Annotated in this window: 20 protein-coding genes, 2 tRNA genes and 1 riboswitch; of the genes, 10 read left to right on the plus strand and 12 right to left on the minus strand. The window is 71.1% G+C overall.

Annotated elements, in window-relative coordinates:
* Positions 1-240 precede the first annotated feature (240 nt).
* Both trmB and OG272_RS23920 read left to right on the plus strand, forming a co-directional pair.
* Positions 241-1,128, plus strand: coding sequence for a tRNA (guanosine(46)-N7)-methyltransferase TrmB (trmB, locus tag OG272_RS23915; protein WP_405896067.1), 888 nt, complete (start codon positions 241-243; stop codon positions 1,126-1,128).
* 157 nt (positions 1,129-1,285) lie between these two features.
* Entirely contained in the window at positions 1,286-2,650 is a 1,365-nt protein-coding gene (locus OG272_RS23920) for a PrsW family intramembrane metalloprotease (protein ID WP_328223563.1), read from the plus strand.
* 250 nt (positions 2,651-2,900) lie between these two features.
* Here OG272_RS23920 and OG272_RS23925 read toward each other — a convergent pair whose 3' ends face one another.
* The 4 genes from OG272_RS23925 to OG272_RS23940 form a co-directional block, all read right to left on the minus strand.
* Positions 2,901-3,965 carry a M23 family metallopeptidase gene (locus OG272_RS23925; protein ID WP_326581190.1) on the minus strand — a complete coding sequence of 355 codons (1,065 nt, stop codon included), beginning with the start codon at positions 3,963-3,965 and terminating at the stop codon, positions 2,901-2,903.
* A gap of 10 nt (positions 3,966-3,975) precedes the next feature.
* Positions 3,976-4,137: riboswitch (cyclic di-AMP (ydaO/yuaA leader) on the minus strand.
* Positions 4,138-4,403: 266 nt separating this feature from the next.
* Positions 4,404-5,534, minus strand: a complete 1,131-nt coding sequence (locus tag OG272_RS23930; RefSeq protein ID WP_405894791.1) for a PP2C family protein-serine/threonine phosphatase — start codon at positions 5,532-5,534, stop codon at positions 4,404-4,406.
* A gap of 90 nt (positions 5,535-5,624) precedes the next feature.
* Positions 5,625-6,293, minus strand: coding sequence for a GTP cyclohydrolase II (ribA, locus tag OG272_RS23935; RefSeq protein WP_405894793.1), 669 nt, complete (start codon positions 6,291-6,293; stop codon positions 5,625-5,627).
* Between the two features lie 196 nt (positions 6,294-6,489).
* Positions 6,490-7,020, minus strand: a complete 531-nt coding sequence (locus tag OG272_RS23940; RefSeq protein WP_327728906.1) for a MarR family transcriptional regulator — start codon at positions 7,018-7,020, stop codon at positions 6,490-6,492.
* 112 nt (positions 7,021-7,132) lie between these two features.
* Between OG272_RS23940 and OG272_RS23945 the strand changes: the two genes are divergently transcribed.
* Together OG272_RS23945 and OG272_RS23950 are read left to right on the plus strand one after the other, a co-directional pair.
* A complete protein-coding gene (locus OG272_RS23945; protein WP_326581185.1) occupies positions 7,133-8,290 on the plus strand; it encodes a dihydrofolate reductase family protein in 1,158 nt (385 codons plus the stop codon).
* A 236-nt stretch (positions 8,291-8,526) separates the two neighbouring features.
* Positions 8,527-8,600 (plus strand) — tRNA-Met (locus tag OG272_RS23950).
* Positions 8,601-8,653: 53 nt separating this feature from the next.
* On the opposite strand, the gene OG272_RS23955 is transcribed toward OG272_RS23950, so the two are convergent.
* From OG272_RS23955 to OG272_RS23965, 3 genes are all read right to left on the minus strand, one after another.
* Entirely contained in the window at positions 8,654-9,235 is a 582-nt protein-coding gene (locus OG272_RS23955; RefSeq protein WP_328224717.1) for a CYTH domain-containing protein, read from the minus strand.
* Between the two features lie 385 nt (positions 9,236-9,620).
* Positions 9,621-10,763, minus strand: a complete 1,143-nt coding sequence (locus OG272_RS23960; RefSeq protein WP_326581184.1) for a substrate-binding domain-containing protein — start codon at positions 10,761-10,763, stop codon at positions 9,621-9,623.
* Between the two features lie 248 nt (positions 10,764-11,011).
* Positions 11,012-11,194, minus strand: coding sequence for a hypothetical protein (locus tag OG272_RS23965; protein WP_327728905.1), 183 nt, complete (start codon positions 11,192-11,194; stop codon positions 11,012-11,014).
* A gap of 359 nt (positions 11,195-11,553) precedes the next feature.
* Between OG272_RS23965 and OG272_RS23970 the strand changes: the two genes are divergently transcribed.
* The 4 genes from OG272_RS23970 to OG272_RS23985 are packed head-to-tail and all read left to right on the plus strand — an operon-like array spanning position 11,554 to position 15,792.
* The gene (locus tag OG272_RS23970; protein WP_405894794.1) at positions 11,554-14,229 is read left to right on the plus strand and encodes an ATP-binding protein; all 2,676 of its coding nucleotides are present in this window, start codon (positions 11,554-11,556) and stop codon (positions 14,227-14,229) included.
* Positions 14,210-14,686, plus strand: a complete 477-nt coding sequence (locus OG272_RS23975) for a roadblock/LC7 domain-containing protein (protein WP_326581178.1) — start codon at positions 14,210-14,212, stop codon at positions 14,684-14,686. The genes OG272_RS23970 and OG272_RS23975 overlap by 20 nt, the downstream gene beginning before the upstream one ends.
* Before the next feature lie 49 nt (positions 14,687-14,735).
* Entirely contained in the window at positions 14,736-15,230 is a 495-nt protein-coding gene (locus tag OG272_RS23980; protein ID WP_405894795.1) for a DUF742 domain-containing protein, read from the plus strand.
* Positions 15,178-15,792, plus strand: coding sequence for an ATP/GTP-binding protein (locus tag OG272_RS23985; protein ID WP_326581177.1), 615 nt, complete (start codon positions 15,178-15,180; stop codon positions 15,790-15,792). Before OG272_RS23980 ends, OG272_RS23985 begins: the two co-directional genes overlap by 53 nt.
* Before the next feature lie 112 nt (positions 15,793-15,904).
* Here OG272_RS23985 and OG272_RS23990 read toward each other — a convergent pair whose 3' ends face one another.
* Both OG272_RS23990 and OG272_RS23995 read right to left on the minus strand, forming a co-directional pair.
* A complete protein-coding gene (locus OG272_RS23990) occupies positions 15,905-16,408 on the minus strand; it encodes an ArsI/CadI family heavy metal resistance metalloenzyme (protein WP_327728903.1) in 504 nt (167 codons plus the stop codon).
* A 28-nt stretch (positions 16,409-16,436) separates the two neighbouring features.
* Complete coding sequence (locus OG272_RS23995; protein WP_327728902.1) at positions 16,437-17,816, minus strand: FAD-dependent oxidoreductase; 1,380 nt, start codon at positions 17,814-17,816, stop codon at positions 16,437-16,439.
* A 595-nt stretch (positions 17,817-18,411) separates the two neighbouring features.
* On the opposite strand from OG272_RS23995, the gene OG272_RS24000 reads away from it, so the two are divergent.
* Entirely contained in the window at positions 18,412-18,789 is a 378-nt protein-coding gene (locus OG272_RS24000) for a metalloregulator ArsR/SmtB family transcription factor (protein WP_327728901.1), read from the plus strand.
* Between the two features lie 1,146 nt (positions 18,790-19,935).
* On the plus strand, positions 19,936-21,861 hold the full coding sequence (locus OG272_RS24005) for a hypothetical protein (protein ID WP_327728900.1): 1,926 nt from the start codon (positions 19,936-19,938) through the stop codon (positions 21,859-21,861).
* 149 nt (positions 21,862-22,010) lie between these two features.
* Here the strand turns inward: OG272_RS24005 and OG272_RS24010 are convergent.
* The 3 genes from OG272_RS24010 to OG272_RS24020 all read right to left on the minus strand — a co-directional run bounded on the left by OG272_RS24010 (position 22,011) and on the right by OG272_RS24020 (position 26,250).
* A tRNA-Lys gene (locus OG272_RS24010) sits at positions 22,011-22,083 on the minus strand.
* Between the two features lie 157 nt (positions 22,084-22,240).
* Positions 22,241-23,815 carry an amino acid permease gene (locus OG272_RS24015; RefSeq protein WP_405894797.1) on the minus strand — a complete coding sequence of 525 codons (1,575 nt, stop codon included), beginning with the start codon at positions 23,813-23,815 and terminating at the stop codon, positions 22,241-22,243.
* A 191-nt stretch (positions 23,816-24,006) separates the two neighbouring features.
* Positions 24,007-26,250, minus strand: coding sequence for a DEAD/DEAH box helicase (locus tag OG272_RS24020; protein WP_327728898.1), 2,244 nt, complete (start codon positions 26,248-26,250; stop codon positions 24,007-24,009).
* Positions 26,251-26,594 lie beyond the last annotated feature (344 nt).

Consider the following 26,594-nt stretch of genomic DNA (forward strand, 5'->3'; position numbering starts at 1 on the left):
CTGGCCGTCCTGGCCGGAGTGGGACGGGCGCTGGCCGTCCTGGCCGGAGTGGGACGGGCGCTCGTGCGGTGCCCGGCGGCTGGGGCCGCGCGATGGTCGGTGGGTTTCGCTCACCGGCGCCCGCGGGTGGCCGCTGCGGCCACCCGTGCCGCCCCGAGCGGCACGACTGCCCGCAGCTGCGCGCGGGGGCGGCGGGCAGGCTGGGACGCGGGCTCGGGGAGTCGTAAAATCGGGGGCACTGTGTCTGACTCCGCCAATTCCCCTGAGCCCCGCACCACCGGTGCCTCCCTTCGGCGTACCCGGGACAAGGGTGAGCCGCGATTTCCCGATGGGCCGAAGGCGGATCCCGCCGGGTCGCATTTCGAGCGGCGGATCAGGAGTTTTCAGCCCCGGCGCAGTCGGGTGACGGCCGGGCAGGCGGACGCGCTGCAGCGGTTGTGGCCCAAGTGGGGGCTCGATATCGACGGGCGTCCACTGGATCTCGTCGAGCTGTTCGGCGACGAGAAGCCCGTCGTGCTGGAGATCGGGTTCGGGATGGGAGAGGCGACCGCGCGGATGGCGGCCGCCGATCCGGAGACCAACGTGCTCGCCGTGGATGTGCACACGCCGGGCCAGGGAAACCTGCTGAATCTCGCGGACCGGGACGGACTGTCCAACATCCGGGTCGCGAACGGCGACGCGATCATTCTGCTGCGGGAGATGCTGACACCCGGCTCACTGGACGGGCTGCGCGTGTACTTCCCCGACCCCTGGCCGAAGAAGCGGCATCACAAGCGGCGGCTGATCCAGCCGGAATTCCTCACGCTCGTCGCGTCACGGCTCAGGCCGGGGGCGATCGTGCACTGTGCGACGGACTGGGAACCGTACGCCGAACAGATGCTGGACGTGCTCACCACCCATCCGGATTTCGAGAACACCCGGACCGACGGCGGGTTCGCGCCACGTCCCGGCTTCCGGCCGCTGACCCGTTTCGAGGGGCAGGGACTGGACAAGGGTCATGTGGTGAACGATCTGCTCTTCCGCCGCGTACAGCAGCGTGAGCAGGAGCAACAGCAAACGCAGAAGCGGATGCGGATGCGGATGCAGGAACAGATGCGGAAGTCCGAACACCCCCCCACAGGCGTCTGAAGGCCGTCGTTCACAGTCCGGCGGGCGCGGTTCGGCGGGCAGAGTCCGGCGGCCGGGCCGGCGCGTGCGGTCCTACGGCCGGGCCGGCCGGCGCGGTCCGGCGGGCCGTACCACGCGCCGTCGCGGGCGGCGCCCCTCCCTCGTTAGGGTCAATGCAATGGCCACCAGTCCCCCCTACCCGACGCACCCCAGCGGCCCTGCCGGTGGGTATGCGTTCAGGCCCACGCGCTGGTGGCAGCGGAAGAGCGTCACGTACGGGGCGCTGATAGGACTGCTCGGGATCTCCGGGCTCGTCATCCTCGCGCTCGTCCGTGAACAGACCGGCACGGAGGGGTTTCTCGTCGGGCTGGGGCTCTCGGTGCTGCCCGTGCCGTTGCTCATGGCCGCGTTCCGGTGGCTGGACCGGGTGGAGCCCGGGCCCTGGAGGAACCTGGTGTTCGCGTTCGCCTGGGGGGCGTGCGCGGCGGCGCTGATAGCCATCGTGGCGAACAGTTTCGCGACCCGGTGGATAGCCACGGCGACCGCGGACCCCTCGCATGCCGACACCCTGGGGGCCACCGTCATAGCGCCCGTGGTGGAGGAGACCGCCAAGGCCGCGGCCGTCCTGCTCGTCTTCCTGTTCAGGAGGCGGGACTTCACCGGGATCGTGGACGGGGTGGTGATCGCGGGGTTCACCGCGACCGGGTTCGCGTTCACCGAGAACATCCTGTATCTGGGGACCGCGTTCGGGACGGATCAGCTCAGCGGAGGGAGTGGGCTGGCGTCGGTCACCGCGGCGACGTTCTTCGTGCGGGTGATCATGTCGCCGTTCGCGCATCCCTTGTTCACCGTGCTGACGGGGATCGGGTTCGGGGTGGCGGCGTTCTCCGCGGAGTGGCAGCGGGGGCGGCGGGTGCTCGTGCCCGTGGGCGGGCTGTTGCTCGCCATGGGGATGCACGCGGTCTGGAACGGGTCCGCGACGTTCGGGGAGTACGGGTTCTTCGCGGTGTACGCGGCGTTCATGGTGCCGGCGTTCGGGTTGCTGACGTGGTTGGTGATCTGGGCTCGGCAGCGGGAGTTGCGGACCGTGCGGGAGGAGCTGCCGGCGTACGCGGCCGCGGGGTGGCTGACGCCGGCCGAGCCGTATGTGCTGGGGTCGATGCGGGCTCGGCGGGTGGCGCGGGAGTATGCGGCGCACCACTTCGGGAAGGCGGGGGCTCGGTCGGTCGCGGAGTACCAGGCGTACGCGACGAGGTTGGCGTTCCTCCGGAACCGGGGGCGACGGGGTCGGGCCGGGGGCGACTTCGCGCTGCGGGAGCGGGAGTTGCTGTTCGAGCTGTGGCGCAGGCGGGAGTTGGCCCGCCCGGCCCTGGGGTACGCGGGGCGGGAGGCCGGACCGAAGCACGGGTACGGCGGGTACGGGTACGGATACGGATACGGCGGATACGGATACGGCGGGTACGGCGGGTACGGGTCCGCCTATCCGCAGCCGGTGGTTCACGGGATGGCTCCGTATCCCTCGTACAACCCGTATCGGTACTAGCGGTATCGGCAGCGGGAGCCGTAGCGGTTCGCGGGCTGCCGGTGCGTGGCGTGGTCGGGGCCGTGCCGGTGTGTCCCCCGTCGCCTGGCGCCAGGTGCCTCCTGCGGTAGGGACGCCCGCCCCGCCGCCGCACCGTACTGTCGCTCCCCCGGCATGACGAACGCCGCGTAATCCCCGTGGGGTTACGCGGCGTCGTGGTCTCCGCGGGCGGGTGCGAGGCCCGGCGGGAGTGGTCGCTGGTTCTGCCCGGCTACGGGGTGAGGCCCTTGCTGCGCAGCCACGCCGCCGGGTCGATGCCGCTGGCGGAGCCGCCCGGGTGGACCTCCATGTGGAGGTGGGCGCCGGTGACGTTGCCGGTGGCGCCGACGCGGCCGATGACGTCGCCGGTGGCGACCTTCTGGCCGACACTGACGCCGATGGAGGACTGGTGGGCGTACCAGATCTCGGTGCCGTCATCGAGGGTGAGGACGGTCTTGTAGCCGTAGGAGCCCTCGTAGCCGGCCTGCGTGATGGTGCCGCTGTGGACGGCCTTGATGAGGGTGCCGGTGGGGGCCGCGAAGTCGAGGCCGGTGTGGTAGCCGGAGGACCAGTAGGGGCCCGCCTGGCCGAAGGTCGAGGTGAGGGTGTACGAGGAGGTGGGAAGCGTGAACTGCTTGGCGAGGGCGGCGAGGCGCTCGGCCTCCTTCTTCGCCGCGGCCTCCTCCTCCGCCTTCTTCTTGGCGGCGGCTTCCTTCGCCTCGGCTTCCCTCTTCTCCTGGGCGGCCTGCTCGGCGGCCTTGTCCGCGGCGGCGGTCTGGGCGGCCTCGGCGGCGGCCTTGTCGAAGGCCTCCTGCTGGGACTCGGCCTGCGCCATGATGCGGGCGCGCAGCGCCTCGCCGGCGTCCGCGGTGCCCTGCTCGGTGTCGGCGGTGGTCAGGCCGGCACTGCTGAGCGGGGTGGTGGAGGCCTGGGGCTCCGGCTCGTCGGGCTTCTCGTCCTCGAAGACCGAGCCGACGTTCGGCATGTCGGGCAGCGATATGGACACCGGGGCCTTGCCGGACTGCGCGCTGGCCATGCCGGCGCCGCCGACGGCGGCTATGACACCGACGCCGAGAACCGTGGAGCTGCGGGCCAGTCCGCCACGGGCGAGTCCACCGCGCGGCTTGGCGACGCGGTGCCGACCGCGAACGGGGCGCAGGGTCTCCTCGCTGGGATTCCACTCCTGCCAGGGGCCCTCGTTGTCGCTGTTGTAGCTGCCGTAGCCGAACGTCTGGCTCTCGCCGTCTCGTTGGCTCGGTACGAACGGGGCTTCGGTCGCGGACCGGTTCGACGCCACGTGGGCGTGCTCCTTCCTTCCTCCTCGCCTACCGGGTTAGCTGACGGGTTCGGAGCAGGAAGGTCTCCTACGCGCGTAAACCAGTCGTGCGTACTGCCACGACGGCTTCCGTGCGATTCACCCCAGGGTGGTGGTTCCCCGGTTCCCTTGCGGGATTCGGCGCGTGAGCACGGAGCCGTCTCTTGTGACGGCTGGGACGACCGCGCTGCGTTATCGAACGTTAATAGACGCGAGTACTCCATTCCAAGCTGTTCTTAATGATCGTTCCGGCTTTCGCGCTGGACTTTACGGGTCATGAGGGGCGTAAAACGGGCGAGTTGACCTTTCCTCAGGAGTAACAAATGGCCTGACGGTACGTCAGTTGTTATACGGAGGACGGTCGGACGGACACGCTCGGTGATATCGAGCGGGAGAGATGTGAGAGGGGCGTGTGCGACGTCAGGGACGGCGGACCGCGAGGAGGGCCATGTCGTCCGTCGTGCGGCCACCCGTGTGACGGCGTACCTCTTCCGCGAGGGCCGTCAACAGGGCACGCGGGGCGGAGAAGGTGCGTCCGGACAGGCGCTCGGCCGGGTCGTAGAAGGCGCCGCGCGCGTCCCGCGCCTCGGAGAGGCCGTCGGTGTAGAAGAGCAGCGTGGCGCCGGGCGGGAATCCGGTCTCCTCCGCGCGGTCGGGCCAGGTGCCCAGGTCGTCCATGCCGAGGGGAAGCGCGGGCTGCGGGGCTTCCAGGGCGCACAGAACGCCGTCGGCGTACAGCAGCAGGGGGGACGGGTGGCCCCGGTTGACGATCCGGGCACGGCCGGCGCCGTGCGGGAACTCCGCCAGGACGGCCGTCACGAACCCCTCGTGCTCCACCGTCGCGTCCCGTCGCGCGGCCTCGCGGCGCGTGGCCTCCCGGGCCAGCGCCCGTTCCAGGCGCTGGGCGACCGCTTCGAGCGTCGACTCCTGCTCGGCCGCCTCCCGGAACGCGCCGATCAGCACGGCCACCGCCGACACCGCCCCCAGCCCCTTGCCCCGCACATCGCCGACGATCAGCCGTACGCCGTGGGGCGAGTCCTGCACCGCGTACAGATCGCCCCCGATCGACGCCCCGGCCTGCGCCGCCTCGTACCGCGCGGCGATCTCCAGTCCGCCGATCCGCTCCTGCGGCACCGGCAGTACGGCGCGCTGCGCCGCCTCGGCGATCTCACGGGCGGTGGCGAGCCGGGCGTCGCTGCGGCGCACGAGGCGGTTGATCAGTACGGCCAGTACGGCGACGGTGGCCACCGTGGCGATCTCGGTGATCGCGTCCACGCTGCTCGTGTCGCCGTAGTAGAGGCGTACGGCGGTGATGCCGGCGATCGAGGCGAGCCCGGTGACCACCGTGCCGTGCAGCGAGAAGAGCGGGGCCGCCACCAGGGGCGCTGCGGTGAAGAAGGGGACCGCCGTGAACTCGCGCGGGGTGAAGTGGTCGTAGAAGAGGCCCGTGGCGATCAGCAGGGCGGGCAGGACGCGAACGAGCGCGCGGGCATACGAGAACCGCCGCCCACCCGGCTCCCGCACACCCCTCCACTCCCACTGGCTGCCCACGGATACAGGGTTTCCGTCGGTGGGGAACGGGGCTAGTCGGCCGGGCCGAGTGGGCTAGTGAGGGGACGGGGAGGCCGCGCCGCGCGGGGCTCAGCCCGCCGTCAGCCCCGCGAGTCCCGTCAGTTCCGTCAGTTCCGGCAGCTCCGGTAGGGGGAGGGTGTGCTGGGTCTGGAGGACCTTCGCGCGGAGGTAGCGGACGTTGTGGGCGGTGGTGAAGACACCCGTCGGGACGCGCCGGCCGACGCCTACGCCGAGGTCGCGGAGCTGCTGCGCCTTGTCGGGGTTGTTGGAGAGCAGGTCCAGTTCGTCGATGCCGAGGGCACCCAGCATCTGGGCCGCCGCCGTGTAGTCGCGGGCGTCCTCCGGCAGTCCGAGCGCCGCGTTCGCCTCGTACGTGTCGAGGCCCTGGTCCTGGAGGGCGTACGCGTCGAGCTTGTTGTAGAGGCCGATGCCCCGGCCCTCCTGGCGGAGGTAGAGGAGGACACCGCCGCGGTCGGCGATCCGCTCCACTGCCTCGCGCAGCTGCGGACCGCAGTCACAGCGGGCCGAGCCGAACACGTCGCCGGTCAGGCACTCGGAGTGCAGCCGGACCAGCGGGGCCGCGCCGGGGGCGGGGTCGCCGAGGACGATCGCCAGGTGCTCCTGGCCGTCGACGAGGCCGTGGAAGGTGACCAGGTCGGCGTCGACGCCGTAGCCGTCGTGGAAACGCAGCGGTACCCGGACGCGGGCACGCGGGGTGGCAGCGGGAAAGTCGGGCATGCGGGTTCTCCGGTCCTGGGGCGGGGCGTCGCTGTGCTTCAGTTTTGAAGCACAGCGCTCGCAGCGACTCTAACCCGTGCTTCAAAATTCAAGCAACCGGTTTGGGGATGCGTCACATTCCCGCCACACGGGAACCGAGGGGAGGGCCGCCCGACCGGCCACCTGGCGGGCCACCGGGCGGATCGCGGAGCGCCCGCTACTGCCCCGGCCGGCCGGACGGGCACGCGCGGCGGCGCCACGGCAGGTCGTCGGAGCCGGCGGTCGCCTGCGGCTCCCCGCCCTGGATCGCCGTCGCGATGGCCGCGCAGATCTCCTCGAACTGACTGATCTGCTCGGCGCTGAGGTGGTCGAAGACGGCCTTGCGGACCGTCTCGACATGCCCCGGCGCCGTACGCTCCAGCAGGGCCATGCCCTCGTCGGTGAGCACGGTGACGCTGCCGCGCTTGTCCCACTGACAGTCCTCGCGCCGCACCACGCCGTCCTTCTCCAGCCTGGTCACGGCATACGTCAGCCGACTGCGCGTGATCTTCAGGTACTCGGCGAGATCGGTCATCCGCATACGGCGGTCCGGCGCCTCGGAGAGGACGGCCAGCACGGAGTAGTAGAGGTGCGGGAGGCCTGCCTCCTGCTGGAGCTGCCGGTCGAGCGCGTCCTCCAGGAGCGTGGTCGCGGCGAGGTAGGCACCCCAGGCACGCTGTTCCTCGGGGGTGAGCCAGCGGGTCGTCATACGTACAGTGTAGTTATTGTTTAAAACTTGAACCAAGCCCGGTGGTGAGGCAGGCCACCACCGCCGTCACCCCACCGCCGTCACCTCACCGTCACCGCCAGGGAGCGCGTCCATGCCCCAGCCCTACGTCCTGTTGTCCGCCGCCGTCTCCCTCGACGGCTTCCTGGACGACACCGGGCCCGAGCGGCTGCTGCTCTCGGGTCCGGCCGACTTCGACCGGGTCGACGAGGTGCGCGCTGCGAGCGACGCCATCCTGATCGGCGCCGGCACCCTGCGCACCGACAACCCCCGGCTGCTGGTCAACTCCCCGGAGCGCCGCGCGGCCCGCGTCGCCGCCGGGCTCCCGGAGTACCCGCTGAAGGTCACGGTCAGCGCGTCCGGCGATCTCGACCCGGCGGCCCAGTTCTGGCACACCGGCGGTGAGAAGGTCCTCTACACGACGGACAAGGGCGCGGACCGGCTGCGCGGACTCGGCCTGCCGACCGGCCCGAACGGCGTGGCCGTCGTGTCCGTCGGCCCCGACCTGCAGTGGCCCGCCCTCCTCGACCACCTCGGGGACGTACGCGGCATCCGGCGCCTCATGGTGGAGGGCGGCGGCCGCGTGCACACCCAGTTGCTCCAGCAGGGGCTCGCGGACGAGGTGCAGCTGGCCGTCGCGCCGGTGTTCGTGGGCGAGGCGGACGCGCCGCGGATGTTCGGGACCGGCGCCTACCCCGGAGGGCCGAAGAGCCGGCTGCGCCTGCTGGAGACCCGGCCGGTCGGCGACGTCGTCCTCATCCGGTACGCCCCCACCGTCCCCGGCACCGGCCCGGCCGTCTCCGCCGCCGACCGGCACTGGCTGTCGCTGGCCTGCGAACTGGCCGCCGAGTGCCCGCCCTCGCAGACCGCGTTCAGCGTGGGCGCGGTCGTGGTCGCCGCGGACGGTACGGAGCTGGCCCGCGGCCACTCCCGCGAAGGCGGCGACCCCGTGGCCCACGCCGAGGAGGCCGCCCTCGCCAAGCTCGACCCCGCCGACCCGCGACTCGCCTCCGCCACGGTCTACAGCAGCCTGGAACCGTGCGCCCGCCGCGCCTCCCGCCCCGCGCCCTGCGCCCGGCTCGTCCTCGACGCGGGCATCCGCCGCGTCGTCACGGCCTGGCGCGAGCCGGACACGTTCGTCGAGGACGCCGCCGTCGGCAACGCGGTGCTCTCGGCGGAGGGGGCCGAGGTCGTCGTCCTGCCGGAGTACGAGGAGCGGGCGAAGACGCCCAACAAGCATGTGGTCGGCTGAGCAGGGGTGTGGTCGGAGGCGTGTGGTCGGAGGTGCTTCGTCGGCCGGGTCGGACCCGCGTGGGAGCGGGCGGCCCCGCGTTGGAGCGGACCTGACAGACGTTGTGCGCACCTGACACACGCGTGGCCCGGTCGCCTGGCAGATGTCCGGGCGGCTGAGTGAACTCACGGTGATCGGCGGTCGCCATCAAGCCGTGTGCGTGAGGTCCCGCAGATGGCGTACACTGGTTTCAACGACGCGGGGTGGAGCAGCTCGGTAGCTCGCTGGGCTCATAACCCAGAGGTCGCAGGTTCAAATCCTGTCCCCGCTACTGAAGGCCTGGGGCCGGAATCCGATGAGGATTCCGGCCCCAGGTGTTTGTGCTCACCGGCCGGGGCTGTGGGCCCGACGGACCGCCGCCACCGCGTCCGTGTAGAGCTCGCGCGTGAGGTCCTCCGGGGCGATGCCCAGCTCGTCGAGCACCGCGCGGATGTCGTCGAGGGCCGCGCCGACCTCGGCTTCCTCCATGACCAGGGTTTCGATCTCCAGGAACGTGCCGTCCAGTTCGGGGACCCGTACGAGGGTGGCGAGCATCGGCCGGCCGTACGCCTCGAAGGCGTGGCTGCGGCAGCGCTTCTCGAACACGATCGCCGGCACGTAGCCGAGATGTTCCAGGATGGCGTGCGCGATCTGTGAGTCCCCGACCCGCGTCTCGTACTCGGGCTTGGAACCGGACGCCTCGTCCACCGCGGCCGCCTTGAAGGTGAGCAGCGTCCGCCGGTCGCCCGTGCCGTGGTCGGCCAGGAACCGCAGCCGCAACTCCTCGTCCCGCGCGCGCAGGCTGCCGTCCGGCAGGTCGTAGTACGTGTCCTGGTACGTCTCGGACCTGCCCTCGGCCCACTCGTCGAGCGCCCGCGCGACCGCCTCCGGCGCACGGACCCGGGCCTTCAACTCCGCCTCGATCACGACCCGTTCCTCTCCTTCCACACCGCTCCCCCTCTCCCCCTCCCTCCTACTGTCCCCTCCGACCGAGCGTCAGGGGAGACGGAGTGGGGCGCTCACAGGTGGAGAGACGAGAGCGCGAAGGCGCGAGAGGGGAAGGGAGGAGGTGGAGGGTGGACGGGCGGGCCCCGTCACCACCCGTACGGCAGTTCCACCGCGACCATGGTCGGTCCCCCGACGGGACTGGTCACGGCGAACAGGCCGTCCAGGGAAGCCGATCGAGCGCTGCAGGCAGGTCGGAGGGCACGTTTCCATGAAGCGTGCTGCTGCGTACGTCGGCTTGGCCGGTGACCGGCCAGCGGTCACCGGTCAGCGGTGGCTGGCCGGTGGGACCGCTGGGGCCGGTGGCCTACTTGCCCCAGATCTTCCGGTACGCCTGGCGGTAGCCCTCGGAGTCCCAGGACAGTGCGCCGCCGCTGTTGGAGGCGGTGGCGATGTGGACAGGGGCGACGTATCCGCTGTCGGCTCTGCCGGAGAAAGCACGGTTGAGCTCGTCGATGATCTGCCAGCCCTGTTCGGAGAGGGGCTCGGGCACGGTGGCGGCCTGGTACTCCCTGCCATTGATGCGCCGGAATGCCGAGGGGTCGCCGTCGCCGGCGCCGATGTTGAACGGGGCGTCGGCGCCCTGCCGGCCGGCGGCGCGCAGAGCGGTGGCGGCGTGCTCGAAGTAGAGGTCGTTGATGGCGGCGGAGTGGGTCCACTCGCTGCCGAAACGGGAGAGCAGGGAGGAGACCGCCTCAACGGTGCGGCTGTTGGCCTCGGGGATGGGGATGTCCTCGTAGCTCAGCAGCCTGACGTCGGAACAGGTGGCGAGTTCCTTCTTGATCAGGTCGGACTTGCGCTTGGCGAAAGGTATCGAGGCGTCGGTGAACAGGACCACGCCCGCGCGCCCGTTGGACCGGCTGATGATCCAGTCGGCGCTGATCCTCGCGACGTCCTCGACCCTGGTGGTGACGTTGCTGAAGAGCTCCGGGTCGTCGCTGGGGCCGGGGGCGCCGACGGCGTGCCAGCCGATCAGCGGGATACCCGCGGCATTGGCCCGACGGACCTGCTGGGCAGTGGATTTGGGGTCGAAACCGCCGATGACTATGCCGGCGGGCTCAAGGGCCACGGCCTCGTCGAAGGCGGCCTTGATTCCGGCGGGCGTGCCCTGGCCGTTGATGACGCGGACCTTCCAGCCGATGACCTTGGCGGCCTCCTCGACTCCCTGGGCGACGCCGGTGACACCGGGGTTGGCCAGGGTCTGGGCGACGAAGACGACGGTCTTGCCGGGAACCGCCCGGGGACCGGTGGTGGGACCGTCCCACGGTGCGTCGACGTCTTCGGCCTTCTTGACCGCCGACTTGGCACGGGCAAGGACAGCGGGGCAGCCGGGCTCGGCGGAGCCGGCGGTGGCTGCGGCGGTGGTCGAACCACTGTCGCAGCCGACGACGGCGGTGGCCAAGACCAGCAACGCGGCGGCCGACGCGGTCGCCTGGCGGGTGGCGTGCACTGGGGTCTCCTCAGAACAGGGCAAAAGAGGGTACGGGGAGTGGGGGGAGGAGAGGGACAAAGACGCCTACGGTTCCGTGCCCTCGAAGGCGGCCGGGGCGTGTGCCGGGGGAATGTAGCAGGGTGCGCGGTGCCCGTCCGCCGGCAGGACGCCTCGCGCCTCCGCACGACGCCGAGGTGACGATCCGCCACCGGGCCGAGCCGAGCCGCGACGAACAAGGCGCCGACGACACCGACGACGTCGACGACCTACGCGCCGTCGGCGCCGAAGCTCACGCGGAAAACGAAGAACACGAAGACGACGAAGACGACGAAGAGCACGAAGGACACGAGGAACGCGCAGACCACGCGGGACACGTCGACCCTGGGCAACTCCGCCGCCCCGCATCGGACATGGGCCGACGGCGGACTCTCCCACGACGAAGCGTCCATGTCTGCACATAAACCAAGAAACATTTTGTAATCAACTCTTGATGGCATATGGCCAGTCGAACCTCCGCCCGAACGATAGTCTCCGCACGGCCGGATTCAGACACGTGGCGCAATCACTTCGTACCTATCAGCGATGGGCGGGCCCATAGTGTCACCCTCCGCTCCCAGCGGCTCGCGGTCCGGCACGAACAACCCCTCGGTCACCGCTCAGGAACACGACGAAGGAGGCCCGGGTGTCCGCGACCACAGTGGACCCTCCCCCACGCTCGGCTTCGCCCGAGCGGGGGGACCACCACCTCGCATCCGCCCCGCCAGGGCCTGCGGACGCGACGCCGCCGTTGCGCCGGAGAGCGGGGGCCGTGCTCGACCGATGGCCGTTCCGGCGGAAGCTCAACGTCCTGGTGAGCGCACCCGTCCTGGTTGTCGGCCTGCTGCTCGGCGCCGGTGTCGTCGACCAGGTGGACCGGGCCCGGGACGCCGGCCGGATCGCTGATCTCGTACGCGACAGCGAGCAGGTCGCGAGGCTCATCAACGACGTACAGGCCGAACACCGGCAGGCGCTCGTGCTGTCGGTGCGGTACGAGTCGGCCCGCCCCGGAGCCGCGCTGCCCTCGCCCACCGACTACCGCCGGGCGCAAGAGGACACCGACGCTCAGGTCGCCGCCGTGCGTTCGGCGTTCGGGTCGAACCTGCCGGCCGAGGAGACGCAGGCCCTTGAGTACATCGACAGTCTCGCCGTCCTGCGCGACAAACTCGGACGGGGCTATGTCCCGGCCGCCAACATCGACCCCGCGTACGCCTCCGCGGTCGACTATCTGATCGACGGCATCGGCCTCGACCGCTTCTCCGGCACCTCGTCGTCCTCGGTCACCACGCTGCTCGACACGGTGTTGCGCGCCGACTCCGCCCACGCCGCCTATGAGAGCGCGGTGTTCTCCGCGCAGACCCGTGACGCCAACGCTCTCACCGAGTACACCCGCGCGGTCGGCGCCCACGCGCTCTTCGACCACCAGTCGGACCGGTTCAGCCGGATCGCCACACCGGACCAGGTCCTGAGCCTCAGCGGCATCGAGCGCAGTGCCGAGGAGAGCGGCATCGAGTCCCAGTTCGCGGAGCTGCAGATCGATCCGAGTTCCCTTCAGAACCAGACACCGGAGCAACTGCGCAAGGAGATCGCCGCCGGGGCACAGCAGGCCGAAACCCGCCTCGGCATCACCCGGTCGCTGATCCGTCAGATCGCCGCCCAGGCCGACTCCACCTCCGCGAGCGCCCTGCGGGAGGCGCTGGTGCTGCTCGGCCTGGCCCTGCTCGGCTTCGCCGCCTGGCTGGCCTTCTCCATCCTGGTGCGGCGCTCGGTCGTACGCCCGCTGGCGGCACTCACCGGCGCCGCCCAGCAGGTCGTCGACGTGGCGGGGGAGGAACTGGCCCGCGTCGCCGACGACGAGGCCGCCGACAGCACCCCGCTGCGTCCGCGGGCGATCCCGGTCCCGGTACGTGACGAGATCGGTGAGTTGGCCGAGGCGTTCAACCAGGTGCAGGTCACCGCGGCCGCGCTGCTGGAGCGGCAGGTGCTGAGCCGTCGGAACATCGCCGAGATGTTCGGCAACGTCGGCCGAAGAGTCAGCAACCTGACATCACGTCAGCTCCTGCTGATCGACACCGCCGAACGCGAGGAGACCGATCCCGACCTCCTCGAACAGCTCTACCGCATCGACCACATCGCCGTACGCCTCCAGCGCAACGCCGACAGCCTGATGCTGCTCGCCGGCATCCGGGAGACCGGTGTCGAGGCCCGGCCGACCCCCCTGGCCGACGTCATCCGCGCGGGGCTCGGCCGGATCGAGGGATTCCAGCGGGTGTCGCTGCGGGCCGAGGCGGACGTCACCATCGCCCCCGACATCATCGGCGACCTCACCCTGATGCTCGCCGAACTGCTGGAGAACGCGGTCGCTTTCTCCCCGTCCCATACGCCCGTCGAGGTGGCCGTCCGCCCCGGCACCGACGTCACGTCGGACGGCGGTGCGCTGGTCGAGGTCATCGACCACGGCCTCGGGATGAGCGCGGAACGCCTCGCCGAGGAGAACGCCCGCCTCATCCGCCGGGAACGGCTCGACGTCGTACCGACCCGGGTGCTCGGTCTCTTCGTCGTCGGCACCATCGCCCGGCGCTGGGGCATACGGGTGATGCTGAGCCGCACGCCGGGCGGCGGGGTCACCGGGACCGTCTGGATTCCCTCCGCTCTCCTGTTGACCATGAGCTCTGTGGACCCCGTCCCGCCCCGGGCCACGGGCCCGACCGGGACCGTGGCGGCGTTCCCGACGAGAGCCGTAGCGGGGCACGAGCAGGAGGCCGTCGCACTCGTGAGCACACCGAAGGCGACGCCGCCCGCGGCGGAGCCACTGATCGACGCGACGCGAGCGCACACGGACGTGACCTCGGCGCACACGGCTCACGAGGACGCGGCGGACGACGAGCAGGGCCCGGGAAGCGTCAGCACCGGAACCGATCACCCGGACCCGAACCCGAACGGCGATCACCCGGCCCCGGCCCCGAACCCGAACGACGATCACCCGGCCCCGGCCCCGGCCCCGGCCCCGGCCCCGAACGACGATCACCCGGACCCGGACGAACACGGCAACGGAATCCGGGAACCCAAGCCCGCACGGGCGGCCCTCGCCACCGAAGGGCGGCCGACGACTCCGTCGCCGCAGGGCCTCCCCCGACGCGTCCCGGCCCGCACCCGCACCACCGCGGACGGGGTCGCCCACGCCGAGGAGTCCGCGACGGATGCTTCCCGACCGCTGCGCAGGCGGGTACGTGGCGCGACGCTCGCCAGGACCAGCCCACCGGCCGACCGGGGGAATCCGGCCGTACGGCCCCCCGTCGACGCCGACGCGGTCCGCGCGGAGCTCGACGACTTCGAGGCCGCCGTACGCAGGGCGGAGCAGGACAGCGCCCTGAGCAGGACGGAGTCGGCACCATCAGCGCACCAGGAAACCCAGAAGGAGTCGGGCAGTGACCACGTCGACAGGTGACAGCAGTTCCGAACAGGCGATACCCACCGATCTGCGAACCGCCGCGGCCGATTTCACCTGGCTCCTCGACCGGTTCGCCTCGGACACGGCCGGCGTCGTCGACGCCATCGCGGTGTCGTCCGACGGCCTGCTGATCGCAGCCTCCCGGCTACGCGACCATGCCGACTCCGAGCGCCTCGCCGCGATCGTGTCCGGCATGACGAGCCTCGCCGCGGGCGCCTCCGGCAACTACGGCCTGGGCGGCCTCAACAAGGTCATCATCGATCTGGAGGGCGGCCACGTGCTGGTGTCGGCCATCGGCTGCGGCGCGGTCCTCGGCGTGGTGACCTCGAAGGAGGCGAAGCTCGGCAACATCGCCTACGAGATGACCCTCTTCGCCAACCGGGCCGGGGCCGCGCTCACCCCCCAACTGGTGCTGGAGCTGAAGAAGAGCGTCGGTGCCACGCCGGCCGGCTGACCGTCCGAACGCCACGGCACGGTTGCAGGGACTTCGGAAAGGGATCGTGATGGCCGTCGGTGGACCAGCACCACACGATGCGGCAGGAGTTGTCGGTAACTCGCCGGAGCATTCAGCGGCAGCGGCGGCCGCCGGCAACTCACCGGAGCATGCACCGGAGCCGGTCGGGCGCGCCCCCGCCATCCGTCCGTTCCTGCTGACCGCCGGCCGGGTGTCGGGGGGTGGCACCGGGCTGCCCATCCCCATCGAGACCCAGGTCGTGTCGACGTCGGCCGGGCTGTCCGTCCTGCACACGCTCACCTTCGAGCACCGCGACATCATCGCCGCCTGCCGGCAGCCCCAGTCCGCGGCGGAACTCGCCGCCCGGCTGCGGTTGCACCTCAACGTCGTCCGCGTGCTGGCCGAGGACCTGTGTGCCGCCGGGCATCTGGCGATCCACAGGCCGAACGCCGGAGCGGCCCAGGATCTCTCCGTACTGCGAAGGGTTATCGATGGTCTCCGCGCCGTCCCCGATTCACGGGGCACACTCCGTGACTCCGGTTGAACAGCCGCCGCTGCCGGTCAAGTTGGTCATCGCCGGTGGCTTCGGGGTCGGCAAGACCACGGCCGTGGGCGCGATCTCCGACATACGACCGCTGACCACGGAGGCCGCGATCACCGAGGTCGCGGCCGGCGTGGACGATCTCACGCACACCCCGGGCAAGACCACCACCACGGTCGCCATGGACTTCGGCTGCATCACCATCGACCCGACGCTGAAGCTGTACCTGTTCGGCACACCGGGCCAGGACCGGTTCGGCTTCATGTGGGACGACCTGGTCGAGGGCGCCCTCGGCGGTCTGGTGATCGTCGACACCCGCCGTCTGGACGACTGCTATGCGGCGGTGGACTACTTCGAGCACAAGGAGCTCCCGTTCGCGGTCGCCGTCAACGCGTTCGACGGGGAGGTCGGGCACGATCTGGACGAGGTGCGGTGGGCACTGGACATCCCGGAGCACGTACCGCTGATCGTCTTCGACGCACGAAGGACCGGCTCGGTCCGGGACGCGCTGCTGGTGGTACTCGACATCGCCCTGTCCCGCGCCCAGGACGCGGCGGCCACCTGATCCCCGACCATGGGATCAGGTGGCGCACAGGGCGGGCAGCGCGGCGCGGGGCCGTGACAGGACCCCCGTCCCGGTCACGGCCCCGCTGGCACGGAGGTCGGTCATCGGCGGATCAGCAGCAGCCGCCCGCGGGAACCGGTTCCTGCGCGCCGGTGCCCGTGCCCGACCCGGCCGTGCCGGAGTCCGCCGTGCCGGAGTCCGCCGTGCCGGTGCAGCAGGTGCTGCCCTGCTGCTTGGCGAGGGAGTCGGCGTCAGCCTTGACGACGTACACCTCCCAGGGTTCCCGGCCGGGGCCGTGGACCCAGACCTTGTCCTGGAGGGCGTAGCAACAGGTGGTGTCGTTCTCCACGTCGGTGGCCAGGCCGGCCTCGCCCAGGCGGGCGGTGGCGGCGTGGACCGCTTCGGTCGTCGCGACCTCCACCCCGAGGTGGTCCATGCGGGTCGCCTCGTCCGGGGTGCCTTCGATGAGGACGAGCTTGAGCGGGGGCTCGGTGATGGCGAAGTTGGCGTACCCGTCGCGGAGTTTGGCCGGTTCGGTGCCGAAGAGCTTCGTGTAGAAGGCGATGGACGCGTCGAGGTCGGGGACGCGGAGGGCGAGCTGTACGCGGGATGTCATGGCGAACCTCCTGGAGTGGGTGGGATGTTCAGCAGCCGCCGGAGGTGGTGGCCGGGGTGCCGATGCCGATCTGGAGGGTGGAGGGGGCGGCGCAGCAACCGCCGCCGGACTGCTCGACGTTGTCCGGCTCGTCGAAGAGGCCCGCGCCGCCGCACACGCCCGTCTCCGGGAGGGTGAGTTCGACGCGCTCGGCGGCCTCGCGGTCGCCGGCGAGCGCGGCGGAGAGGGAGCGGACCTGCTCGTAGCCGGTCATCGCGAGGAACGTCGGGGCACGCCCGTAGGACTTCATGCCGACCAGGTAGACGCCCTGCTCGGGGTGGGAGAGCTCGTTCACACCGTGCGGGTAGACCGTGCCGCAGGAGTGCACGTTCGGGTCGATCAGCGGGGCCAGGGCGGTCGGGGCCTGGAGGCGTTCGTCGAGGCCGAGACGGAGTTCGGAGAGGAAGGACAGGTCGGGGCGGAGGCCGGTGAGGACGATGACCTCGTCGACCGGGTCGAGGCGGCGGCCGTCCTCCGCGACCAGGACGAGCTGGTCACCGTCTCGTTCGACCGCCTCGGTGCGGAAGCCCGTGACGGCGGACGCGTGGCCGGCCTCGACGGCGGCCTTGGCCCGCAGGCCCAGCGCGCCTCGGGCGGGCAGTTCGTCGGCCTCACCGCCACCGTAGGTGCCGGCACCGATGCCACGGCGCAGGATCCACACCGCGTGCGTCCCGTCCTCCTCCTTCGCCAGGTCGGCGAGGAGGGCGAGGGCGGTGAAGGCGGAGGCGCCGGAGCCGACGACGGCGGTGCGCCTGCCCGCGTAACGGGCGCGTACGGCCGGGTCGTCGAGGTCGGGGACGCGGTAGGAGACGCGGTCGGCGGCCGTCTTCTCGCCGAGGGCGGGCAGGCCGTCGGCGCCCATGGGGCTCGGGACGGACCAGGTGCCGGAGGCGTCGATGACGGCGCGGGCGGTGATCCGCTCCTCGCGCCCGTCGGCACACTGGATGTGCACGGTGAACGGCTGCTCGTCGCGGCCGGCGTCGACGATCCGATCGCGGCCGGCGCGGGCGACGCCGGTCACCGTGGTGCCGTAGCGGACCTTGTCGCCGAGGACGTCGGCGAGGGGCTGGAGGTAGCGCTCGGCCCAGTCGCCGCCGGTCGGGTAGGCGGTGGCGTCGGGGCGGATCCAGCCGGTCGGGGCGAGCAGCTTCTCGGCGGCCGGGTCGATGACCTCGCCCCAGGTCGAGAACAGGCGAACGTGGGACCACTCGCGTACGGCGCTGCCCGCGACCGGGCCGGCCTCCAGAACCAGGGGTTCCAGGCCACGCTCGACGAGGTGGGCGGCAGCGGCCAGACCGATGGGGCCGGCACCGATGACCACGACGGGCAGCCGGTCGACGGTGAGCACGCTGTCAATGGACGCAGCCACTGGATTCCCCTTTGTTTCGATATTCGTCGATCTCCTGCGCTGCCAGCATGGCACCTGTATCGACAAGCGTCAACATAGACATCCATCGAATTCATGGAGCGGTGTGGAACAGGCAGACGTAGCGGTGATCCGGGTCGGCCCGGCTGGCCCGGCCGGCCAGTCCGGACCGGCCGCAGCAACCGCCCTGCACCGGCAGGGCTTCAGCCGGTGGCCCTGAAGGCACCCGTCCGGCCGACCGGATCATGGCCGCGCTACCACGACAGCCTCACCCTCTCGGGTCGACGGCAGCAGCGAGGAGGTCGACACGACCCTGCCGACCACCGGCCACCGGCCACCGCCTCGACCTCGGCTACCTGACCCCGCTCGGCGCGCTCAACGAACACGGCCACCCCATCCACCGGCAAGGCGTACAGCTCCTCCACCCCGGCCTCGCCTACGCCGGGCCGGAGTGGCAGCGCGACCCGTCCTCGAACTCCCTTCGGAGGTCGGCAGGGACGCGAACCGGATCGCACGAAGCAGCACGGCGTACGTGCGCCGGGACCGATGAAACCGCGGACCCTGCCCACCCTGGTTCGACGTATGTCAACATAGATGCATGTCGAACATCAAAGTGCTGCCGCTGGTGGAGCCCGAGGTTGCAGAGGGTGTCGTGCCGTGCTGCCCGCCGCTCACCGAGCGGCCGCTGACAGCCGAGGAGGCCGAGCGGACCGCCGCGATGTTCAAGGCACTCGGCGACCCGGTCCGGCTGCGGCTGTTCTCGCTGGTCGCCTCGCACGAGGGCGGCGAGGCGTGTGTGTGCGACATCTCCGACGTGGGCGTCTCGCAGCCGACGGTCTCGCACCACCTAAAGAAGCTCAGGGAGGCCGGCCTGCTCACCTCCGAGCGGCGCGGCACGTGGGTGTACTACCGGGTGGAGCCGTCGGTGGTGGCAGCGATGGGGCAGATGCTGACCGCGGCTGCCCCTGCGGCCTGACCGTCACCCAGCTCGGGGATCGGGCCGTCCCGACGTTCTCACGCAGCACCCCGAGAACGCCACAGCGCCCGATCCGACCGAAGCCAACCCGAGCGCCGCACCGCAGGTCAGTATCAAAAGTCCTGGTGGGGGTGTGGCGGGTGGTTCCGGACGACTCGTCACAGCTCCGAGACTGGTAGAACCGCTCCAACCCCAGCCGGTCGGAGGCGGACCGCTCGACGACGACCCGCTCCCGTGCCTGGCGCACCGGGCCGCTGGGAGGCTCGGCATCCGAGAGCCAGACCCGACCGCGCCGGTCGTAGAGGTCCCAGGCGAGGAGCAGCGAGGAGCGGGCCGGCGAAGAGGCGAGCAGAGCCGGGGCTCGCACATCGGCCCGGACCTCGGCGGACTCGCCCGGCGTCAGGTCCCGCGGAAGCGCGGCCAGGTGATCCACAGGTTGCTCGCCCCGCCGGTACGCGTACTCCGAGCCGTCCGGCCGGTACCACCGCGCACCGAGGGCGATGTCCCGCGCCCGCCAGGGCTGTTGGCCCGTGTCCGTCACCGTGACCCGCACCTCGGCCCTGTCGCCGGGGATCCAGCGCCGTGGAGTGGCGGGCGCGACGTAGGTCGCTCCGCGCGGTGGGCGCTCGGTCCGGCTCGCGGTCGCGTCCCTCTTGTCCCCGGCGGGAGGCCGTCGGTGGGGCAACGGCTCGCCGGACGGCAGCAGCCCACCCGGATGCCGTCCGGGTTCCCCCTGCCACACCGGAGCGGGTACACCTCTGCCGGACCCACCTCCGTCCGAGCCGTTCGAACGGCTCGGGACTTGCGCACCCGGCACGGTCGCCAGGGTGGAGCCGATGAGAAGGAGGACAAGAGGGAACCGGCTGCGGGGCATGCGTCAGCTCCATGCACGGGAGGGAATCCCGAGGCGACCCACGGACCTGATCACTACAGTCGGATGATCGAGAATCACATAGCGTGACATCCTGACGTCGTGTGCGCCATCCGGACGAAAACGTCCTGCCCAGGTCCTGGAACCGTCGCGGCGGGACGCTCCGCGCGGCTGACCACCCGCCGTCGCACGCGCCCACCCGGGCGTTCCGGGACACACCCGAGGAGCAATGAAGTATCAAGGGAAGCCGGGGTTCCAGCCCGGGGGGAGAGACCGTGACCGACAGCACATCCGCCTCTGTTTCCTTCGCACAGTGCCGCCGCGCGGCGCGAGCGGTACGGGCGGCGGAATACGGGCGGCGGGCAACGGCCACGGTGCGCGGCGGCCGGGGGATCTCCAGCCTGCTGCGTGCGCGCGGCCCGCTGACGGTGCTGCTGTACGTCGCCGCGCGCGAGGGACGGCTGGTGTGGCAGGGCGAGCGAGGCTTCATGGTGCTGGAGCCGCCCTTGCTCATCTCTCGGCGGTTCCACGGAGCGGGCGTCGGTCTCCGGCTCCTTCGGCTCGTGGACCGGCACTGGCAGACGCTGCTGTTCGCGGGTCCGCCGACACTGGCCCTCGCGGTCGCCGCGTCTCTGCTGCCGTTTCCGGGCGCGCGTCTCGCCGTCCTGCTGCTGGCGCTGGCCGCGGTCGCTCACGTCGCCGTGCTCATGGCCGCCCAGGTCGTCACCAGCGGCTGGGCCCTGTGGCGGTCGTTCGGCACGGCGGGAGCCGGACCACGCGCCGTGGCGGAGTCCCTGGCGGGCCGGCATTGGACCGTGCCGCTGTGCCACCAGGAGGACGTGCACCGCACGGACGAACTACTCCGGCGCACCACCGGGCGGCTGAGCACACTGGTCGCCGTACACGCGGAGGCAGCCGCCGCCGACCTCGGTTTCCGAGTACAGCGGGGGGACTCGGCCGAGACCTTGGTGGTGCTGCGGCGCGGGATCACCACCGAGGCGGTGCGGCGGTGCCTCGACGCGCACGACGACAAGGCCGGTGACCCGGTCGAGGTCCTGGTCCTGCACCCGCCGTCGACGGCCTCCGACCCGAGCGACCGCAGGGTCGTCTCCGGGTCCTTCCTGCTCTGGTACGTCAGTGGTGCGGCCGTCTCGGTACTCGTGGGAGCCCAACTCGTGGTGGGCTGGGAGCGCGCGGAATGCCCCGGCGAGTGTCCCGGCCGTCCGGTCACGTACACCAGCGCACTGCGCTGGCTGTCCCATCGACTGCTGCTGACCGAGCCCGACGGTCTCAGCCCGGCCACCGCCCAGACCCAGACCATCGGCTGGCTGCTCGGGCTCATGGCCCTCATGGCCGTCCCCGTCACCTACGTGGCGGTCCGTCAGCAGGCGAAAGCGCTACGGATCGCGACCGAACCCCATCGCAGGCTGAACAGGAGAATGATGCCCACGAAGCTGCTGCTCGTCGTCGCGACCTCGGACGAACGGGATGCGGTGTTCCGATCGGTGGCGGCAGTCAACGGAACCGGCCCCGAACGCCGTCGCCTGGGCGACCACACGGCCTTCGCCCTCGGCCGGATCAGCGAAGTCGACCTCTACGTCGTCCAGAGCGAGCAGGCCTCGGGCGGCCCCTCCGGCTCCGCACTCGTCGTGTCGTCCGTACTGGACCACCTGGCGCCCGACTTCCTCGTCGCGGTGGGAATCTGCTGCGGCACGCGCCCCGAGCGGCAGGAACTCGGTCACATCCTGGTCTCCACCCAGCTCCGCATGATGGACCACCGACGTGTCGGTGACGCCGACGGAGAGCCGCTGGTCGTCCTGCGGGGCGACAAGGTGTCCGCCTCCCCGGTACTGCTGGACCGGCTGCGGGCCGCCGAGATCGACTGGACCGGCGCCAAGGTCCACTTCGGGCTGATGCTGTCCTCCAGCGTCCTGATCGACTTCGCTCCGCTCCGGGACCGCATGGTGGAGGAGGAACGGGACGCCCTGGGCGCGGAGATGGAGGGCGGCGGCATCCACGCGGCGGCTGCCAGGCGCCACGTTCCCTGGATCGTGGTCAAGGCCGTCTCCGACTGGGGCGCGGGGAAGACCGACGACGCGCAGGTACCGGCCGCTCGCAACGCCGCCGACTTCGTGACGCACATGGTGAGGGGCGGCGCCCTCGACCCCCAGAGCGGGCAGAGCGCGCACACGGGCCGGTAAGGAAACGTCGGACCTTCGGCCAGGAGTCCGGTCATCGCGGCACAAGCGCTCACGCGACAGAACCGGAAACCCGCGAGGAGCCTCGGCCGGCTCCCGCCGACCGAGGCTCCTCTTCGCAGGTCAGAGAGGTTTCCTCTCCCCCGCACCGGTAGGCCCTGTGGGACTCGAACCCACAACCAATGGATTAAAAGTCCACTGCTCTGCCAATTGAGCTAAGGGCCCAGGCGATGTTGCCTCCCCGAGCATAGCCGGACGTGGCCGGGAGTCCGATCGGGTATCGGTGACCCGGCCGCGTCGGAGGGCCGCAAAAAGGTCCGCCGCAGAACAGAACGGGCGGAAGATCGGCGGAAGTCGGGCGAGTCGACTGGTGCGCCCGCCCCTACGGATCCACCGGTTCCGGTGCCCCCTTCCGTGCCGCTTCCCGGGCCACGCTGCGCTCGTGCTCGGGGTTGAGGAACCAGTGGCGGGCGGAGGCGGCCCACCAGATCGCCGCGAAGCCCAGCACCACGAGCACGGCGACGGGGGCGTAGTTGAAGTTCTCCCAGGTGACCGGGGACAGCTGCGGAAGCATGAACAGGACGGTGATGACGAAGACCCAGAGCACCGCGATGAGGCCGATCACCCGCGACCAACGGCCCAGGTGCCAGGGCCCCCGTTCGAACGCGTCGCCCTTGCGCAGCCGCAGCAGGGTCGGGATGACGTACGCGATGTAGAGGCCGATCACCGCGATCGACGTGACCGCCGCGTACGCCGTGACATTGATCAGGTACGGCAGGCCGAGGACGAGCGCGCCGCCCGCCGCCAGCCAGACCGCCGCCACGGGGGTGCGGGTGCGGGGGCTGACCGTGTGCCAGATGTGCGAGAACGGGAGGGCGCCGTCGCGCGAGAAGGCGTAGATCATGCGGCTGTTGGCGGTGACGGAGGCCATACCGCAGAAGAGCTGCGCGCCGATGATGACGAGGAGGAGCAGTTTGCCGCCGGTCGCGCCGAGCGCGTCCAGCAGGATCTGCGCGGGCGGCACCCCGGTCTTCGAGGCGAGAGCACCGTCGTAGGACTGGATGGCGAAGGTGAAGCCGAGGAGGAGGACGAAGCCCGCCACCCAGGACGTCCAGATGGACTGGACGATGCCCTTGGGGCCGGCCGTCGACGCGTCGTGCGTCTCCTCGGTCATATGGGCGGAGGCGTCGTACCCGGTGAAGGTGTACTGCGCCATCAGCAGGCCCAGCAGCACCACGTACAGCCCGCTGCCCCAGCCGGTGTTGTTGACGAACTCGGTGAACACGAAGGACGCCGACTGATGACTGTCGGGGACGACGACGAGCGCGCCGACGATGACGACCACGCCCACGACGTGCCACCACACGCTGATGCTGTTCAGCAGGCCGACGATGCGGACGCCGAAGGTGTTCAGGAGGCCGTGCAGCAGCAGGATCGCGGCGAACAGCAGGATCGTCCGGCCGGGGGTCACCTCGAAGCCGAACTCGAGGTTGAGATACGCCGCCAGGAAGGACGCCGCGCCGAAGTCGATGCCGGCGGTCACGGCGACCTGGCCGAGGACGTTGAACCAGCCCGTGAACCACGCCCAGGCGGCCGCGCTGCGCTCCGGCGCCAGTCGATGGGCCCAGAAGTACAGGCCGGCGGAGGTCGGATAGGCCGAACAGATCTCGGCCATGGCCAGACCCACGAAGAGCGTCATCAGACCGACCGCGACCCAGCCCCAGGTGATCACCGCGGGCCCGCCGGTGTTCATACCGAAGAGGTAGAGCGTCATACAGCCGGACAGGACCGAGATGATCGTGAAGGAGACCGCGTAGTTGGAGAACGCGGACATACGGCGGGCGAGGACCTGCGTGTAGCCCAGCTGGGCGAGCCGTTCCTCGTCGGACACCGAGACCGACACAGAGTCCGGAGCCGAAGCCCCGGCCGCCCCACGGGCTATGTCGTCATCTGTCATGCCCCCAGCAATTCCCTCCCGGGCGGCGTGACATGCGCCACACCGTGGCCGAAAACCGGCGGGGACAAGGGGAAGCCATGCAGAAGGGCCCGTACGACAGGAGTCGTACGGGCCCTTCTGCATGGCAGTTGTATGTCAGTCGGCGTCAGCCTCAGGCCTCAGCCATCGACATCAGCCATCAGCCATCGACATCAGCCGTTGCGCTTCCAGCGCGGCTTGTCGTCACGACGGCCGAAGGAGGAGCCGGTGCCGGTGCCGGTGCCGGTCCCGGTGCCGCGGTGCTCGTCACGACGGCCGTACGGGCGCTCGTGGCCGCCGGAGCGGAAGCCCGGACGGTCGCCGCCCTGCCGGTCGCGGTTGAACGGACGGTCGCTGCCCCGGTGCCCGCCACGCTCGTCACGACGCTCGAAGGAACGCCCACCACGGTCGCCGTCCCGGCGGAAGCCGCTGCCGCCACGGTCGTCGCGACGCTCGAAGGAACGCCCACCGCGCTCGCCGTCCCGGCGCTCGAAGCCGCCACGGTCGTTGTCCCGGCGGAAGCCACTGGCACCACGGTCGTCGCGACGCTCGAAGGAACGCCCACCACGGTCGCCGTCCCGACGGTCGTCACGGCGGTCGTTGTCGCGGCGGAAGCCGCTGCCGCCACGGTCGTCGCGACGCTCGAAGGAGCGGCCTCCACGGTCGTTGTCCCGACGAAAGCCACTGCCGCCACGGTCGTCGCGACGCTCGAAGGAACGCCCACCACGGTCGCCGTCCCGACGGTCGTCACGGCGGTCGAAGCCACCGCGCTCACCGTCGCGGCGGTCGTCCCGGCGGAACCCACCGCGGTCGCCACGGTCGTTGTCACGACGCTCGTAACCGCTGTTGCCCCGCTCCTCGCGGCGCTGACGCGGCTGGTCGTACGAGGAACGCTCGGCCGGCTGCTCGACGATCGCGACCGGGGCCTCGACCGGCGCGCCGTCCGCCTCGACGACGGCGGCCGCGGCCTCCACGACGGCGGCGACGGCCGCCTCCGGGTCCTCGCCCCGCTCCCGCGCGGCACGCGCGGTCAGCCGGGTGGCCTCGTCACGCAGCTCGGCGGCGCGGCGCGTGGCCCGCTCCAGCTCCTTGGTGAGCTGGGCGACCTCGCGCTCGGCCTGCTGCGCGGCGTTGTCGACCGACTCGGCCTGGACCTCGGTCATCGACCGGGCGCCGGTGATGTCGGCGACCTCGGTGTCGAAGGCCGTACCGCCCTGGATGATGTGGCGCGAGGCGTCGACGCCCGCGTCCTCCATCAGGCGGAAGATCTGTCGGCGCTGGTGCGGCAGGGAGAGCGACACGACCGTGCCGCTCCGGCCCGCGCGGGCCGTACGGCCGGAGCGGTGCAGGTAGTCCTTGTGGTCACCGGCCGGGTCCACGTTCAGGACCAGGTCGATGCCGTCGACGTGGATACCGCGGGCGGCCACGTCGGTCGCGACCAGCGCGTTGACGTAACCGTCCTTGAAGTCGGCCAGCGTCCGCGTGCGGGCGCCCTGGGTCATGCCGCCGTGCAGCGCGTCGGCCTTCACACCGGCGTCGCGCAGCTGCTCGGCGATGCGGTCGGCGCCCAGCTGGGTGCGGACGAAGATGATCGTGCGGCCCTTGCGGGAGGCGATCGCGGCGGTGACCGGCGCCTTGTCCTTGGGCTTCACGATGAGGATGTGGTGCGACATGGTCGTGACGTTGCCCTGGGCGCTGTCGACCTCGTGCGTGACCGGGTTGCTCAGGTAGCGCTTGACCAGCGTGGAGATCTCGTTCTCCATCGTGGCCGAGAACAGCATGCGCTGGCCGCCGCCCGGGATCTGGTCGAGCAGCTCGGTGACCTCGGGCAGGAAGCCCAGGTCGGACATCTGGTCGGCCTCGTCGAGCACGGCGACCTGGACGTTCTCGAGGGAGCAGGCGCCGCGGTTGATGAGGTCGCGCAGCCGTCCCGGGGTGGCGACGAGGACGTCGACGCCGCGCTCCAGGGCGTAGATCTGGTTGCCCATCGACGTACCGCCGCAGACGACCTTCATCTTCAGGCCGAGGACGTCGCCGTAGGGCTGGAGGGCGTCCGCGACCTGCATCGCGAGCTCACGCGTCGGCGTGAGGATGATGCCGCGGGGCTTCTTCTTCTCGGTGTGGCTGCCGGACAGCTGCGTCAGCAGCGGCAGACCGAAGGAGAGGGTCTTGCCGGAGCCGGTGCGGCCACGGCCGAGGATGTCCTTGCCGGCCAGGGCGTCCGGAATGGTCGCGGCCTGGATCGGGAAGGGGGTGGTCACGCCGTTCTGCGCGAGCTTGCGCACGACGCCCTCGGGGAGACCCAGGGTCGCGAAGGTGACCTCGGGTGCTGCCGCCTCGGCGGAGACGTTCTCGATGTTCTCGACGTCTTCGCCGTTCTCGGGCACGACGACGTGATCAGTACTGGAAATGGACATGCGTATGCGAAACCTTCCGGAGTCTCGTCGGCACGCGCCCGTCAACTCCGTGATTTCGCAAACGACCGCCTCAATGCGGTCAGCCACGGCAAGGGAGAGTACGCGCCACGCGGCGCGCTCTGCAGTGGCGCCGGGCAATGGGATCAAACGATCTACCACCATACGCACCCACCACCCACCAAGGCAAACTGGGCGGATACCCGCAGGTCAGGCGCTGACACCTCGGGCGCGGGCGACGGCCGGCGACAAGCGGGTGCGGAACCCTCGACATCGAGCACGGACAACCGAACGGACACCCCACCCGAACACACCCGGCCCACCCCCACCCCCCACCCCAACTCCCC

The sequence above is a fragment of the Streptomyces sp. NBC_00104 genome, assembly GCF_045160825.1.
Taxonomy (GTDB): Bacteria; Actinomycetota; Actinomycetes; order Streptomycetales; family Streptomycetaceae; genus Streptomyces.

Bases quoted from the DNA above. Each gene is read 5' to 3' on its own strand.
- OG272_RS23920 (WP_328223563.1), top strand. From the start codon at position 1,286: ATGGCCACCAGTCCCCCCTACCCGACGCACCCCAGCGGCCCTGCCGGT.
- ribA (WP_405894793.1), bottom strand. From the start codon at position 6,293: ATGCCCGACTTTCCCGCTGCCACCCCGCGTGCCCGCGTCCGGGTACCG.
- OG272_RS23940 (WP_327728906.1), bottom strand. From the start codon at position 7,020: ATGACGACCCGCTGGCTCACCCCCGAGGAACAGCGTGCCTGGGGTGCC.
- OG272_RS23945 (WP_326581185.1), top strand. From the start codon at position 7,133: ATGCCCCAGCCCTACGTCCTGTTGTCCGCCGCCGTCTCCCTCGACGGC.
- OG272_RS23965 (WP_327728905.1), bottom strand. From the start codon at position 11,194: ATGGACGCTTCGTCGTGGGAGAGTCCGCCGTCGGCCCATGTCCGATGC.
- OG272_RS23980 (WP_405894795.1), top strand. From the start codon at position 14,736: ATGGCCGTCGGTGGACCAGCACCACACGATGCGGCAGGAGTTGTCGGT.
- OG272_RS23985 (WP_326581177.1), top strand. From the start codon at position 15,178: ATGGTCTCCGCGCCGTCCCCGATTCACGGGGCACACTCCGTGACTCCG.
- OG272_RS23990 (WP_327728903.1), bottom strand. From the start codon at position 16,408: ATGACATCCCGCGTACAGCTCGCCCTCCGCGTCCCCGACCTCGACGCG.
- OG272_RS24000 (WP_327728901.1), top strand. From the start codon at position 18,412: ATGTCGAACATCAAAGTGCTGCCGCTGGTGGAGCCCGAGGTTGCAGAG.
- OG272_RS24015 (WP_405894797.1), bottom strand. From the start codon at position 23,815: ATGACAGATGACGACATAGCCCGTGGGGCGGCCGGGGCTTCGGCTCCG.
- OG272_RS24020 (WP_327728898.1), bottom strand. From the start codon at position 26,250: ATGTCCATTTCCAGTACTGATCACGTCGTCGTGCCCGAGAACGGCGAA.